We start from the raw sequence: 13725 nt of genomic DNA on the forward strand, positions 1-13725 counted from the left end.
TTCGTTATATTACGAAAAGGAGGTTTATTAAAAATGATGCCATCAGGAAGATTACGCCAGCAAACTTTGAACAATAGGTAACTTAATATGTTCAAAGGCTCTGTTTTCATAAAACAGAGTAAACGGGAGTAATCTGCACATTTTTAATAATCTTCGACGGGGAAGTATACACTTTTGACGTGAAGAAAGGCAGATATTCATCTGTCTTTTTTTCGTATGTTTTTTTCGCTCTTACGAAGGAAGACGTCTATTTTGCTATACCTCGTTTACTCTTTACCACAGACAGTAGCCTGTCTGTGGTTTTTTTATGATTACATCCCTTTAAATTCCATAAAAAAGGGAGTGTAATAATGCAAAAACTAGTTTTGGAATTGAAAGATATAGAAGTTTCATTTTTGGACCGAACCATTCTCACGATTCATAACCTGAAAGTCCATCAATTTGATCGAATTGGTGTCGTTGGGAAAAACGGCAGTGGAAAAAGCACATTATTACAGCTTTTACACCAAGATCTCCAACCTAATAAAGGACATGTAAACCGTTTGATTGATTTTGGGTATTTTAAACAAACCGAGTCCCCTATTTATCAAGTATCCGATTTTAAATTACTTGGCCATTTAAACGTACCCGATCGTCATGCCACACAAATGAGTGGTGGAGAACAAACTCGGTTGAAGCTAGCTCAGCTATTTTCTACTTATCATGAAGGGCTGCTTATTGACGAACCGACAACTCACCTTGATACAAAGGGCGTTGACTTTTTGATCGAGGAATTAATGTACTACTATGGAGCTCTCATTTTGGTTAGTCACGACCGTTTCCTACTTGATCAGCTCGTGACCAAGATCTGGGAAGTAAATGAGGGCGAAATCATTGAATATACAGGTAACTATTCTGATTATGAACGTCAAAAAGAACTTGAACGTACCCAACAACAAGAACGACATGAAAAATATGTAAAGGAAAAACAAAGGCTGTTATCTGCTGCAGATGAAAAAATGAAAAAAGCAAAGAAAATCACCCAAGCAAACCAGTCTATGTCAAAAAAAGAAGTAAATACACCTGCAAACCGCATGTTTATGACTAAACAAAAAGATACTAGTCAAAAGTCGGTTCAGCGAGCGGCAAAAGCATTAGAAAAACGAGTAGAACAATTAGATGAGGTAAAAGCGATAGAAACGGAAAAGACGATTCGCTTTCATCAACCCAAACTGCTTCAATTGCATAATAAGTTTCCGATCATGGCAGACCGACTAACCATTAAAATGAAGGATACACTATTGTTTGACCATGCAAGCTTTCAGTTCCCCTTGGGCAAAACCATTGCGATTACTGGCTCAAATGGGTCTGGAAAATCAACGTTATTAAACCATATCCTTCATGACGGAGAAGGCATTATCCTCTCTCCCAAAGTCGTTTTTGGTGTGTATCAACAACTTGATTATCAATTTAGTAAGGATAAAACAGTTCTAGAATTTATGAAAGAAAACAGCCACTACGAACAAAGCAAAATCCGTGCTGTTTTGCATGCGATGAACTTTACAGGAAACGATCTAAAAAAAGATACCTCTCAGTTAAGTGGCGGTGAGGCTATACGATTAAAACTTTGCCAACTGTTTCTTGGCTCTTATAATGTCCTCATATTAGACGAACCAACAAACTTTTTAGATATTCATAGCATGAAAGCACTCGAGACGTTTCTGCTCAATTATGAAGGAACCGTTTTATTGGTTAGCCATGACCGTGAGTTTGTCAAACGTGTGGCAGATCATAGATATGAAATACAAGAAAAAAGAATCAAACAAATTTATTAGAATGAACATTTGGAGGAAATAAACATGAATACACTTAAACTTAAACAATTAGCAACGAATAAAGGATTGGATATTGTAGAAAACAGCATCAAAATCAATGAGTCTGGTGTTGACTTTCAAGTAGCCTACGCCAAAGATCAACATGATGATAAATGGATCCTAAGAATTCCACGTAGACCAGAGTCAATGAGACATGCACACCAAGAGAAAAAAGCATTAGATATCATTCACCACCATGCAAGCTTTCAAGTGCCAGATTGGTCTATCTTCTCTGAAGATTTAATTGCTTATAAGCAACTAAGTGGCATTCCTGCAGCGACGATTGACGTGGAGCAACAGAACTATGTATGGAGTTTTGATGAATCCAATGTTCCACCTGCGTATTATCAATCATTAGGAAAAGCCCTAGCAGATTTACACTCATTGCCTCACGTAGAATTCAAACATATTGGCGTTGAAATTCTTCCTGCCAGTGAGTTAAGAACTTCCATGAAACAGCGAATGGAACGGGTAAAGAAACAATATGAGATTAATCCAACTTTATGGGACCGCTGGCAAGCATGGCTTGCCGAAGACTCGCTTTGGCCCTCCCATGTAGGGGTAAAACACGGCGACTTACATCCAGGTCATATCCTCATTAATAAAAAACATCAAGTAACTGGCTTAATTGACTGGACAGAAGTTGGAGTTGCAGATGTATCTGTCGATTTCATGGCCCATCACCTCCTTTTTGGGAGTGATGGACTAACAAAGTTAATCGACGCTTATGGCAACGCCGGTGGAAAAACATGGTCAAGAATGGATGAGCATATTGTAGAACTTCTAACAACAAGCGGCATCAGTGTAGCTGAATTTGCTGAAATCTCAGGCCTTCAAGAGATGCATGAAACAGCTGCTCATATGCTTGCTAGCGAAATGTAATGCAACGGACTGGTCGTTAGGCAAAGCTTGACGACCAGTCTGATAAGGAGCATAAAAATTGAAACGTAATAACCAAACTTTAAATACGAGTGAGAAACTTAGGACAGAAAAACCCTCGAAGTTGTTATGGAATTTATCGATTCCCGCGATGGTCGGCCTATTTGTTATAGCATTATTTAATGTCGTTGATATCTTCTTCATCTCATATGCAGAAGGGGTAGATGCGGTTGCAGGATTGACTGTAGCGTTTCCAGTCATGATGATTGTCATGACATTATCAAGTGCTGTTGGTATCGGTGCAGCTTCTATCATATCAAGACGGTTAGGAGAAAAAAGAGATGAAGATGCAAATATGGTTTTTGGAACATTCATTTTTCTAATCCTGATCATCAGTTTTATTAGCTTGATCTTAGGGATTTTCCTCTTAGAAGACATCCTCTTATTATTTGGAGCCACAGAAAATATAATGGATTACGCCTATGACTATATGCTTCCTATTTTATTAGGGTTTCTATTTATCGGATTCTCAATGGCAACAAATAGCCTTTTACGTTCAGAAGGAAATGCAATGTTTGCTATGAAAGCAACCATTATCCCTGCCATAATAAACTTGATTTTAGACCCCGTTTTCATCTTTGATTTTGGATTAGGACTTGGCGTTTTAGGTGCAGGAATTGCAACTGTTGTATCTCAAGGGATTGTGAGTGTGTTTATTTTCCTCTATTACTACAAAGGCAAAAGCTCACTATCATTCCAGTTACGCAATGTACGGTTTAGGGTTTCTGTAGCGAAAGAAATTACGACAATTGGATTCCCTGCCTTTGTACAATCTGCATCGAACAGCCTTATTATGGTTGCAATAAATGCCATGCTCATTCAACACGGTGGCGATATGTATTTAGCTGCCTTTGGTATTGTACAGCGTCTAATCGGATTTGCAGTAATGCCGATGATTGGTGTGATGCAAGGGATGTTACCTATTGTCGGATATAACTATGGAGCAAAACAATTTCAAAAGATGAGAGAAACAATATGGTTATCATTTAAATTAGTTGCCATTAACTCTATAATTGTCGTCATTCTCGTCTTCTTATTCCCAGAGAAAGGTATGCGGATCTTCACTGATGACCCTACTTTTATTGAAATAGGTTCTTACGCTATGAAAGTGATGTTTGCTTGTTTCTTTGTAGTAGGAGTGCAAATTATTGCAGGAGGAATTTATCAAGCATTAGGCAAGCCTAAACCTGCCTTAATCCTTTCACTATCAAGACAAGTTATTTTTTTAATTCCATTAGTAATCATTCTACCAAGCTTTTTCGGCGTTACTGGTGTATTTCTCGCCTTTCCCATATCTGACTTTTTATCCTTTCTCCTTTCATCCTACCTATTGTATCGTGATCGAGATACAATTTTGGTAAGGGGAAAGAAAGAAGATGACATCCATCTACCGGATTCAATTAAGGAAGTAACGTGAATTATAGGATAAATAGTGGTCCAACAGTTTATCAAGTATAACGCACAGATTGCACTTCTGTGCGTTTTCATTCGTTCATTAACTTATTTCTTTTAAGTGAATTCTTTCACAAAGTGACCTGAAAATGAAGATCTTTACTTCGCAGTATACGTCTACTACGTAATACTAGGTTAAATCTATCGAAGGCATAGCATTAAGTGCACAAAATTATTCAGTGGTAAATCTTCTGTCATTTACTGGTACAATCTTTGTCACTCGGTGGTAAAAAGTATGTCAGAGGTCGTACATTTTAGTGGCCGTAATCAGTGTACCTAAAAGACATTCCTAGGATATGAGCATTGTAGAAAGGTTAGAACAACAAAGGAAAATGACTGAAACAGCCCCATCATATGGAGCACGATTCATCCATTTAAAAAGTTAGCCTTCTCCTATTCGTCCCTTAATCCTCTACTTCCCATTCCGGATTCCATACCACTTCCCACACATGACCGTCTAAATCGAGAAAGTGACCGGAATACCCACCCCAGAATGTATCTTTAGCTGGATCAGTGATTGTCGCCCCAGCTGTTTCTGCTTCCTTCATAACCTGATCCACTTCCTCTTTACTGCTTACATTGTGGCCGATGGTAAATTCCGAGGAACTAGGCGGAGATAATGGAACATGGACTTCTCCAGCTAGACTTTTACGTTACCAGATCGCCAGTTTCATGCCATGCTGCAGTTCGAAAAAGGCTACAGCCCCGTTTTCAAACTCCTGCCCCAGTATCCCTTCAGTGGTAAGTCCTAGACCGTTTTTGTAAAACTCAAGAGACTTTTCCAAATCGTTAACTCCTAGAGTGACTACCTAAATTCGTGGTTTGATCGTCATCTCCTCCTTGGCTAATGACTCATTCTCATCCATCATACCTTTTTAATAGATCATGCACTTGTAAAAAAACTTCACTTGGAACCAATCCATAATATTGTTTACATTCATGGATAACCCACTTGGGACTGCCCAAAAAAAGTCTATTCCTTAGGTGTTCAGCGTGGTTACTTAACATTATGATCGCAGTGACTTTTTTCTATTACAAAATCATTAAAACTATTGATTTCCATATTTTAGTTAATCACCAGTCTTGTTGACCCAAAAATTAAGATTACATAAAATTTTTGAACTTTATAAAACTCTATTAATTAATCACAATTATCTATTTTTCAGAAATATCTAATAATACGTTAACAACATATTGGCACTGTGTTACATTAATATTACAATATTACATAATTAGTAACAAAATGTATTGATAACCATTATACTCGAAGGGAGCGAAATTTAATGAAAAAAATTATTGTTACACTTTTCACTATGCTACTATTAATAATAGGTATTCCTGCAGTTGCTATGGCGGAAGAATCTGATACTGAAATCGAGAATAATGAGGTTTCACCAATGGCTGTACCGGGACCTGAAGTAGGTTCAGACTATATTTATATGGGTAAACAAGAGGGTCATAGTATAGAACACACTGTTACATCCTCTTCTTTTGCAATAGCATTTGGGTCATCAGAAAGGCTTTTATCCCAAGTATTCGGTATAGGGGGATCTCTTTGGAATTGGTTATCTGGAGGGTACGAACCTACACCATATGCTAAAATTTATTCTAAAATATCTGTGGCTAATGCTTACAAAGCTACTCTAAAATCAAAGTACCTTTGGTATGAAGATAGCCAATTTAACACTTATCAAGAAACTACTGAAAGAAATGAAAGTGTTAGCTGCGGTTCATATAATCCATACTGCTGGGAAGACTAAAAAAGATAGGACATTTGTCTATGACTCAAAAACAAGTTAAAAGAAAAGAAACTATAAATATAATAGTCCTTTCAATAATAATTTTATTAATAATTATTACCAACTTACCTTTTGTATTGGGAATGTTATTATACTCAGTTTACTTGCTAGTTAGTTATTTCTTTTTTTATAAGAAAAAAAGGAAAGTGGTTATCCTAACTTACATGGTCTTAATTCTTGTAATATTGTTTATTTATTTATATTAAACCACCTATGATTGGCCAGTTCATAAGAATTGGCCATTTTTTCCGGTGGACTGCTTCAAAAATCTCACTGTTCCATCATCTCCTCTACAACAATCCACTCGCCATTCCGCTCCATAATTATAGATATAAAGAAACGTATCTCCTTTTTCCAATCCAGTCTCCCCGATCGTAATCTCATCAGCCGGAATATCAGACATCCGAGCCTTCTCCAAGAGAACAATCCGGTTTCATTTCCGCTCCATCAAGCTGCCGTTTAAAGCAAGGTGATAAAACAGATGAATCCGGGGATAGTTCATTTGATCACTCTTCTCTGTCACACTCTACTCCTGTACTTCAAACTTCTCGTTCAACTGCCAGCAATGCTTCCGCTGTATGTAGGCTTTCGTTTTCGTTACAGTCACCTTTTCTTGATCGACATAATCTAAAAAAATGTGAAAATCCCTGACAATTGCCAAAGGTATCATCCGTCCTCCCTCCTTCAGTAAAACCATTGCCTGCCTATGTATTCCCTGTAACATCTACGTGAAAAACTATCACTTGGCAAGAAAACATCTCGGTCCAATAAACGTTCCCTATAGGTGACCCTAATATATTTTGTGTATTGGTTAAGAGAGTGGCATGGCATGTGCTCGTGCCAGGGGCCCAACATGTAATGCAGTAAAGCCTAAAAAACCCAATACCTTTTAAGTATTGGGCGAACATAAAAAAATAACCTTATTGCTCAAGAAGAAAACCGAGTGGGGAAACTAGAACTGAACATCTTCAGGCTAATAAAAAAACTAACAAAGAATAACTTTAATTATTCTTTAGAATCTTTTTTATTCTTCACGGCAAGTTCCAGTTCATTTAAAAGCTTATCCAGCGCTTGGGAAATAACTAGTATTTGTGAGTCATTAGGGTTATTTTCATACGTTTCATACATCTTTTTTCTTAACACTTCAATTTCTTCATTCAAACGATTGATTATTGACAGACTTCATCCCCCCGCAAGCATCTGCAAGGTATTGATGAAGAAGTGATCAAACTATTTGCTTTGCAACTAAACCAAAATTTATCAACTGGTGAAACTATTTAATTAACCTTGATTCAATTAACCCTCAGTTTTAATCATCTAACACAACTAACTTACTCAAACAGATACTTCATGTTACATGCTGAGACAGGCCTATAAACAAGGAACTTATTAGCTTAACAGATGGTAAAGTAGTTTAGTTTCACTAGTCCTCGGTTTTCATACAAATACTATTCCCATTAATTTTTACCCTATCTCCCCCTTTATAAACCAATGCTTTGAAAGAGCTCCATTATATTCCTTATAAGAAATTCACTTTTCATACGTCCTCAAATTTTATTATGAAGAGAATGCTATCTAATTTATTTATCGGGTGACTGACCCAAAATCCCGCATTCTATCCATGGGAACACATAGAGCGAGCTTTCCACTTGCAATATCAATATGATAATTATAATATAAAGCAGTCCATTCTAAGGATAGTATATCAAGGGAGAGTATAAGCGAATGCCAACGTTTATAGCGAATGATTATTTAGTAAAAGACGGAAAAGTCGTTTCCCCGGGGCATGAAATTGAAATTACCGAGGAGCAAGCGACTAGATTAGAGGATAAAGTTAAAACCGCATCCAATCCTTTCTACACTACCAATAAAGAAGAAGGAAGCCTTCCCTCTAAATAAATCACAATGGAAACAAGGAAACCTAATGGAAGGTTGCTTGTTTCCATTGTTTTTATCTTACGGTTATGAGCGTTTGAACCAATCCTGTCCACCAAATATATGAACCTTCACCCAAGTCCCCACTACATCCAAACACTGCTTACAGAAAAGCGAAGTGCTTTAACGGAGCAGTGGTGTACATTCTCTTTCACATCCATCATCTGAACTAATGTCTACAGAATCGTTTATGATTTGCAGGGGGACCGACCCCAAAATTTACATTCAAGCTAAGCACTCACAAAACACCCCTGTTAAAAGGATCCTGACTCTGAAGAATGGGAAGAGTAGTAAGAAAAATGGCTGAAACCAGCCCCATCATACAGAGCCGATTTCAGCCACTTAAAAGTTTTCCTTCTCCTATTGGACCCTTAGTCCTCGATTTCCCATTCTGGATTCCATACCACTTCCCACACATGACCGTCTACATCGAGAAAGTGACCGGAATATCCTCCCCAGAATGTATCTTTAGCTGGATCCGTAATTGTTGCCCCGGCTGCTTCTGCTTCTTGCATAACCTGGTCCACTTCCGCTTTACTGCTTACATTGTGGCCGATGGTGAATTCCGAGGAGCTTGGGGGCGATAAGGCGACATGGGCTTCAGCCGCTACACTTTTACGTTCCCAGATCGCCAGTTTCATTCCATGCTGCAGTTCGAAAAAAGCGACAGCTCCATTTTCAAATTCCTGACCCAGTATCCCTTCTGTCGGAAGACCTAGACCGTTTTTGTAAAACTCCAGAGACTTTTCCAAATCGTTAACTCCTAGCGTTAGTACTGAAATTCGTGGTTTGATTGTCATCTCCTCCTTGTTTACTGACTGCTTCTTATCCAGCATACCTTTTTAAATGATTATGCACTTGTAAAAAACGGACGAATTTATTTCCTGGTTGGAAACACATCACTCGGAACCAATCCATAATATTGTTTGAATTCATGGATAAAGTGGGCTTGATCGTAATAGCCGTATTTCAAAGCTGTTTCCTGCAGGTCTGGATCGCGGTGGTGAAGAATTCCTTTCAACAAACTCTGGAAGCGGATAATACGCGAGTATTCCTTCGGAGAGATGCCTAACTCGTTTCTGAAGGTTCTTCTCATATTTCTTTCACTATAATTGACTTGTTGTGCTAAAGACTGAATGGAATTCATTCCGTGATCGTGGTAAATGTATTGAAGGGACGTCTGGAGTAATTCAGAAACGGAGGGATGAAGCTTTCTTTGTAATAAGTGAATGAGTTTGGCTTCCACTATCTCCATTCTTTCTTTAACTCCCCGGGCTTCTTGCATTTCCTCAGTGAATCGCAGAGCCTCCTCTCCCCAAATATCTTCAAGATACACACGATCGTCGAGGAATTCCTTGAGAGGATAATCTACAAAACAACGGGCATGGCTGGAAAATAAACGAATGCCAAAAAAATGCTGATCGTTCGTAAAATTCAACACTTCAAAACGAGTCATGAGGCCTGTAACGAAAGCTGCTTTGGAAAGAGAGGAAGCGGTCAAGTCCAATATAATATCGACACAGCCATCGGGCAGGATTCTATGATCTTTCCTATTGTCTGATGCGTAATAATCCAGACTCCAATAACAAGCTGCATATGGACTAAGCGTCTTGCTCGGCCTGTGTTCTTCATAGATATACGTTGTATCTTTTTCACTGGATAGAGAAGGGGATTGTATCGGGAGGAAAAGATTCATCATTCCACCTCCATCAGACTCTTATAGTTTAGATTCATGTTTATTTTAACCATTCCTGTGAAAAAAATCACACCAGAGGTCAGACCCACAGTGGGCTGATTCAAGAATCTTTTTATAAAAAAGAAGTACAAGCAGATCTCAATCAGGAAAAAAATCACCCGTGCAGCCAATAAATTAAAAATTCCCACACTATTTTACATTATATGTAAATATATCACCCTCAGTTTATAGCGGAAACCGCACTTTCATATGAAAATTTAAGTATGAATGAAAAACACATTGAAGACGCAGCAGTAGCATTCGGAACAAAAATACGTCATCTCCGTTCAGAACTGAACATCAGTCAGGAAGAGCTCGGAAATCGGACCAACGTGTCGACAAACCATATCGGATACATTGAACGAGCAGAAAGACAACCAAGCTTGAAACTGATCATCGCCATCGCTTTCGCTTTGCCCGTCCACCCCGCCACCTTATTTGACACCATAGAGCTCCCCAGCGATCCAGAATTTTACACGGAATGAAGAAATGAATAGGTCAAGGGAATAAACTAGAGAGGAGAGTAAGAAACCTAGTATACTGTAAGAAGAAGTATTGTAAGGCAGTGCACTGGCACAAGAGATCCAGCAGGCTGCCTTACCATTACATAAATGGGAGGAACAATCAGATGAATTATATTCTAAAACACACTCAACTTGAGGATGACGGACACAGGAGTATACATATCCACGACGTAAAAAAAGATCAGACCCTCATCTATTATCCAGAAGAAATTTCACATGTAGACCGTCAACTGCAAGAGTTTCTTTTCACAAAATTAAAAGGAATTAACGAAGGAGATTATGATACTTGACCCGTAAGAACTGGTCACCAGATTTAATGATCACCGACAAAAAAGGCATAGGACACGGTCCCTCCTAATCCAAAAACCTCTTGCATACTCCTCTAGATAAACCACATCACTTACGCTGCAAGTAACATTTCCAAACAGATACAACCCAACTGATTTAAAACCCCACTATTATGTAACCCATCAATCCTTGAGTTAACTTATACCTGCAAACAAAGAAGTGTTCTAAACACACCACTCTCCCAATGATCTTTTCTTGCCTAATAAAATAATATATACAGGAAGAAAAGAGCCATGGGTTGCAAAAGTGTTCACTTCAATTAAGCAGAGATTGTATTATTTGTCCCGCAGTTCCATGCGCCAGGTGAGAAAACTTGTACTATATAAGGGGATACAAAAAACACACCACATTGTAAAAATTAAAACCTAGTAATCATAATGAACTCAGAGAGGACCCGAGAGACATGTTCAACGAAAGTAAAGAAATACTATGCATGTACATTGAGCGAAAGCCTGTGATGATTGAGATCATCGAAGCTACGAAATATATTGTATTGGCCGATTTTAATGATCGATCCTATACAGTGGAAGCTGCAGATAAAGGAGTAGCTTTGCAGGAAATGGTGAAAATGCTGAAGGAAGATTATATTTTTCAATAATCGTTACTCAAATAAGCCTGGTTCCAGCTGTGTGAATGCAGCGTTGGAATCAGGCATTTAATTTCTTATAGGTAATAAGGAAAGCCTATCTGTATGGAATCCTTATAAATCTTTAAGAAAACAATTCCTAATTATAAGTCAGAGATAGCTAATATTTATTCAGTCCATTTATATAGAACTCGAAAGTGTGGTTCCCGTCTGCATTCGGTATTGAATCGCTTCTAGCAACGCGGCTTCGGTAATTGGATCAGATCCATCAATGTCAGCAATCGTTCTTGCTGTTCTGATAATATTGACCTGGACACGGGTACTCCAATGATAGACCATGCTTTTTTCCTGAAGAAGGTGCTGAAGCGGAGGGGATAAGGGTGAGGTAAGCGAGAGCTCCTCGAGAGAAACGATCGAGTTGGTCACAGAACGGCTAAAACGCTGGTATTGTTTATTTCTAGCTTTGGTCACTATATCTTTTCGCTCAGCAGAAGTCATTGATTTTTCCGCTGGGGTGAGCGATAAATCAATAGGGCGCAGCTCAAGATGAATGTCCATCCGATCTAGAATCGGGCCGGATAATCGCTGTTGATAGGCATGAACTTGCTTCGGTGTGCAGATGCAGTACTTTTTCGTCGATCGGTAGTGGCCGCAGGGACAAGGATTTGTCGCCCCGATCATAATAAATCGGGCAGGAAAAGTGACCATTCCACTTACGCGGCTGATGGTCACTTTTCCTGCTTCGAGCGGCTGCCTTAACATATCTAACGTTTTCTTCTAAAATTCCGCCATTTCATTAAGAAAAAGCACACCGCCGTGTGCAAGAGACACCTCTCCTGGTTTTGGAACGGTGCCGCCGCCAATCAAAGACATTGAGGAAGCGGAATGGTGAGGATGACGATAGGGAGGCAAAGGAGTAAGCGCTCTCGTTTCATGAGCTAATTGATACAAGCTGAAGCTGTCGACCATCGTTTCTTCTGGCATGTCCGGGGTGACCGAGGGAAAAGCGGCATCGAGCATACTTTTCCCGCATCCAGGCGGACCCCTTAACAGCACATGATGCCCGCCGGCTGCAGCTACCATTAACGCACGCTTAGGAATGTCATGCCCGATAATGTCCGAAAAATCGGTCAGCGCTTGTGAAGCACGGGTGCTTCCATGACGACAGGTGGAGATTCTGCAAAAGGAAGCAGCGATTGACCACTCAGATGATCGATGACATCTTGCAGGTGTTGAACGGGTATAAGGAATTCCTTATCCTTTAAAATGGCTGCTCCCTTCATATCGCTTGGGACATAAAGCGTTTCATAGCCCATTCGCTTCGCCTGCATAGCAGCTGCAAGCATCCCTTCCGTTTCATGAACTGAACCATCTAAAGACAAAGCGCCAATAAATGCAGTACTTTTGGGGATGTCGCAGGTAAGCTGTCCGGTCTCTTTTAACACGGCAATCGCCATAGCAAGATCCGCCATCGGTCCGCTTTTCTTCTGTTCGGCCGGCGAGAACAGCACGATCAAGTGCCGTCCGGAAATATCCGCATCAATCGAATTTATAGCACCACGAATCCGATCTTTCGATTCCTTAATCGATGCATCCGGCAATCCTATGACAGAGATCTGTTCGATGCCATCCAGCGACTGGACCTCTACTCTCATCTCGTATCCTTCCAGTCCCTTAAGACCAATGCTTTTTACTATAGTTGCGATACGTACCCCCATCCTTTCCGTTCACATACGCCTGATACTTCTCGTGCGCAGGGTGCGTAAATAAGCTGAGAATTTTCTCTGTATATACGCACGCCTCCACATCATAAGAATTCAAATAGGCAGCGTAACTGCTGAAGGGATAAGCAGCTGCTGATGCTACCATGTTCGCTTTTAGTGGATTTAAATGAATATATTTGCTTGCTTCTAAGAAATACTGTTTCGTATCAATTAACGTCGCGTGATACCTCCCTTGAAACAAGTGACCACTCACCTTATGCCTTTTATTAAAGTAAATCGCATATCTTGTGTGCATAGCTTTGATACTTTCACCAGGGGGAAGATGAAGGGTTTCTAACAAAAGATGGACATGATTGGTCATTAAACAATACGCATGGAGACGAAAAGGGAATTCCTTCTGGCCCCAAACCAGCAGACTCTTATATTCCTCAAAATCTGCATCATCATAAAATAGGTCCCCTCTTCGATTGCCCCGCGCCGTCACATGGTATATCGCTCCCGGATACCAAATCCGTGGTTTTCTCGCCATCCCTTCCCCTCCTCCAACACTGCCCTTCAGTATATTTAGTGTACGCTTAGAAAGCTACGCCCGCAAAACTGGAATTCTCGATTTTCCATAGTATGAGTATTTTGTTTGAAAAGAGCCACCTTCTCGGATAAATTGTGCAGCCCTTGCGGAAAAATAGAACCAGTTTCACGGAGTTGTAAACGCTAGAATAAAGTTGACAGTTTTCGCTTGAATAGATTTTACACTTTTGCTCTATCAGCCTATTCTTTTAGTAAAATAGTTGATGACGTTATTTTACTGGAGGTTGGGATTTTGGAGGAGA

The 13725-nt window shown here is 39.5% G+C and carries 16 protein-coding genes and 2 pseudogenes; 8 read left to right on the plus strand and 10 right to left on the minus strand.

What is annotated here, in order from left to right:
• The first annotated feature begins 350 nt into the window (after positions 1–350).
• From LF817_RS16215 to LF817_RS16225, 3 genes are read left to right on the plus strand one after another with little or no spacing between them, the layout of a single operon-like run.
• Complete coding sequence (locus tag LF817_RS16215) at positions 351–1814, plus strand: Msr family ABC-F type ribosomal protection protein (RefSeq protein WP_253936859.1); 1464 nt, start codon at positions 351–353, stop codon at positions 1812–1814.
• A 24-nt stretch (positions 1815–1838) separates the two neighbouring features.
• On the plus strand, positions 1839–2735 hold the full coding sequence (locus LF817_RS16220; protein WP_253936860.1) for a macrolide 2'-phosphotransferase: 897 nt from the start codon (positions 1839–1841) through the stop codon (positions 2733–2735).
• 58 nt (positions 2736–2793) lie between these two features.
• Positions 2794–4209, plus strand: coding sequence for an MATE family efflux transporter (locus tag LF817_RS16225; protein ID WP_253936861.1), 1416 nt, complete (start codon positions 2794–2796; stop codon positions 4207–4209).
• Positions 4210–4648: 439 nt separating this feature from the next.
• Here LF817_RS16225 and LF817_RS16230 read toward each other — a convergent pair.
• Positions 4649–5077 (minus strand): annotated as a pseudogene (locus tag LF817_RS16230) (VOC family protein).
• 450 nt (positions 5078–5527) lie between these two features.
• Here LF817_RS16230 and LF817_RS16235 point away from each other — a divergent pair.
• The gene (locus LF817_RS16235) at positions 5528–6004 is read left to right on the plus strand and encodes a hypothetical protein (RefSeq protein WP_253936862.1); all 477 of its coding nucleotides are present in this window, start codon (positions 5528–5530) and stop codon (positions 6002–6004) included.
• A gap of 265 nt (positions 6005–6269) precedes the next feature.
• Here LF817_RS16235 and LF817_RS16240 read toward each other — a convergent pair whose 3' ends face one another.
• The 3 genes from LF817_RS16240 to LF817_RS16250 all read right to left on the minus strand — a co-directional run bounded on the left by LF817_RS16240 (position 6270) and on the right by LF817_RS16250 (position 7204).
• Complete coding sequence (locus LF817_RS16240; RefSeq protein ID WP_253936863.1) at positions 6270–6446, minus strand: plasmid pRiA4b ORF-3 family protein; 177 nt, start codon at positions 6444–6446, stop codon at positions 6270–6272.
• Between the two features lie 123 nt (positions 6447–6569).
• Positions 6570–6713, minus strand: a complete 144-nt coding sequence (locus LF817_RS16245) for a hypothetical protein (protein WP_253936864.1) — start codon at positions 6711–6713, stop codon at positions 6570–6572.
• 335 nt (positions 6714–7048) lie between these two features.
• Positions 7049–7204, minus strand: coding sequence for an aspartyl-phosphate phosphatase Spo0E family protein (locus LF817_RS16250; RefSeq protein WP_256558344.1), 156 nt, complete (start codon positions 7202–7204; stop codon positions 7049–7051).
• A gap of 564 nt (positions 7205–7768) precedes the next feature.
• Between LF817_RS16250 and LF817_RS16255 the strand changes: the two genes are divergently transcribed.
• Positions 7769–7942 (plus strand): hypothetical protein, encoded by a 174-nt coding sequence (locus tag LF817_RS16255; protein ID WP_253936865.1) that lies wholly within the window; start codon positions 7769–7771, stop codon positions 7940–7942.
• A 407-nt stretch (positions 7943–8349) separates the two neighbouring features.
• Here LF817_RS16255 and LF817_RS16260 read toward each other — a convergent pair whose 3' ends face one another.
• Positions 8350–8772 carry a VOC family protein gene (locus tag LF817_RS16260; RefSeq protein ID WP_253936874.1) on the minus strand — a complete coding sequence of 141 codons (423 nt, stop codon included), beginning with the start codon at positions 8770–8772 and terminating at the stop codon, positions 8350–8352.
• Between the two features lie 83 nt (positions 8773–8855).
• Positions 8856–9674 carry a DUF6597 domain-containing transcriptional factor gene (locus LF817_RS16265; protein WP_253936866.1) on the minus strand — a complete coding sequence of 273 codons (819 nt, stop codon included), beginning with the start codon at positions 9672–9674 and terminating at the stop codon, positions 8856–8858.
• A gap of 263 nt (positions 9675–9937) precedes the next feature.
• On the opposite strand from LF817_RS16265, the gene LF817_RS16270 reads away from it, so the two are divergent.
• From LF817_RS16270 to LF817_RS16280, 3 genes are all read left to right on the plus strand, one after another.
• On the plus strand, positions 9938–10198 hold the full coding sequence (locus LF817_RS16270; protein WP_253936867.1) for a helix-turn-helix domain-containing protein: 261 nt from the start codon (positions 9938–9940) through the stop codon (positions 10196–10198).
• A 143-nt stretch (positions 10199–10341) separates the two neighbouring features.
• Complete coding sequence (locus LF817_RS16275) at positions 10342–10527, plus strand: hypothetical protein (RefSeq protein ID WP_253936868.1); 186 nt, start codon at positions 10342–10344, stop codon at positions 10525–10527.
• A 461-nt stretch (positions 10528–10988) separates the two neighbouring features.
• Positions 10989–11183, plus strand: coding sequence for a hypothetical protein (locus tag LF817_RS16280; protein WP_253936869.1), 195 nt, complete (start codon positions 10989–10991; stop codon positions 11181–11183).
• A 168-nt stretch (positions 11184–11351) separates the two neighbouring features.
• Here LF817_RS16280 and LF817_RS16285 read toward each other — a convergent pair whose 3' ends face one another.
• The 4 genes and pseudogenes from LF817_RS16285 to LF817_RS16300 all read right to left on the minus strand — a co-directional run bounded on the left by LF817_RS16285 (position 11352) and on the right by LF817_RS16300 (position 13424).
• Positions 11352–11729: a magnesium chelatase subunit ChlI family protein gene (locus LF817_RS16285; RefSeq protein ID WP_371925081.1), complete on the minus strand. Its 378-nt coding sequence runs from the start codon at positions 11727–11729 to the stop codon at positions 11352–11354.
• A 30-nt stretch (positions 11730–11759) separates the two neighbouring features.
• A pseudogene (locus tag LF817_RS16290) lies at positions 11760–12254 on the minus strand (ATP-binding protein); the annotation flags it as partial.
• A 47-nt stretch (positions 12255–12301) separates the two neighbouring features.
• Complete coding sequence (locus tag LF817_RS16295) at positions 12302–12826, minus strand: magnesium chelatase domain-containing protein (RefSeq protein WP_253936870.1); 525 nt, start codon at positions 12824–12826, stop codon at positions 12302–12304.
• Positions 12827–12845: 19 nt separating this feature from the next.
• The gene (locus tag LF817_RS16300; RefSeq protein ID WP_253936871.1) at positions 12846–13424 is read right to left on the minus strand and encodes a transposase; all 579 of its coding nucleotides are present in this window, start codon (positions 13422–13424) and stop codon (positions 12846–12848) included.
• Between the last annotated feature and the right edge of the window lie 301 nt (positions 13425–13725).

The organism is Halobacillus sp. A1, assembly GCF_024189295.1.
In the GTDB taxonomy this organism is placed as follows: Bacteria; Bacillota; Bacilli; order Bacillales; family Halobacillaceae; genus Halobacillus_A.

Bases quoted from the DNA above. Each gene is read 5' to 3' on its own strand.
- LF817_RS16235 (WP_253936862.1), top strand. From the start codon at position 5,528: ATGAAAAAAATTATTGTTACACTTTTCACTATGCTACTATTAATAATA.
- LF817_RS16285 (WP_371925081.1), bottom strand. From the start codon at position 11,729: ATGGACATTCATCTTGAGCTGCGCCCTATTGATTTATCGCTCACCCCA.
- LF817_RS16275 (WP_253936868.1), top strand. From the start codon at position 10,342: ATGAATTATATTCTAAAACACACTCAACTTGAGGATGACGGACACAGG.
- LF817_RS16270 (WP_253936867.1), top strand. From the start codon at position 9,938: ATGAATGAAAAACACATTGAAGACGCAGCAGTAGCATTCGGAACAAAA.
- LF817_RS16295 (WP_253936870.1), bottom strand. From the start codon at position 12,826: ATGAGAGTAGAGGTCCAGTCGCTGGATGGCATCGAACAGATCTCTGTC.
- LF817_RS16300 (WP_253936871.1), bottom strand. From the start codon at position 13,424: ATGGCGAGAAAACCACGGATTTGGTATCCGGGAGCGATATACCATGTG.
- LF817_RS16240 (WP_253936863.1), bottom strand. From the start codon at position 6,446: ATGTCTGATATTCCGGCTGATGAGATTACGATCGGGGAGACTGGATTG.
- LF817_RS16215 (WP_253936859.1), top strand. From the start codon at position 351: ATGCAAAAACTAGTTTTGGAATTGAAAGATATAGAAGTTTCATTTTTG.
- LF817_RS16280 (WP_253936869.1), top strand. From the start codon at position 10,989: ATGTTCAACGAAAGTAAAGAAATACTATGCATGTACATTGAGCGAAAG.
- LF817_RS16245 (WP_253936864.1), bottom strand. From the start codon at position 6,713: ATGATACCTTTGGCAATTGTCAGGGATTTTCACATTTTTTTAGATTAT.
- LF817_RS16255 (WP_253936865.1), top strand. From the start codon at position 7,769: ATGCCAACGTTTATAGCGAATGATTATTTAGTAAAAGACGGAAAAGTC.
- LF817_RS16220 (WP_253936860.1), top strand. From the start codon at position 1,839: ATGAATACACTTAAACTTAAACAATTAGCAACGAATAAAGGATTGGAT.
- LF817_RS16265 (WP_253936866.1), bottom strand. From the start codon at position 9,674: ATGAATCTTTTCCTCCCGATACAATCCCCTTCTCTATCCAGTGAAAAA.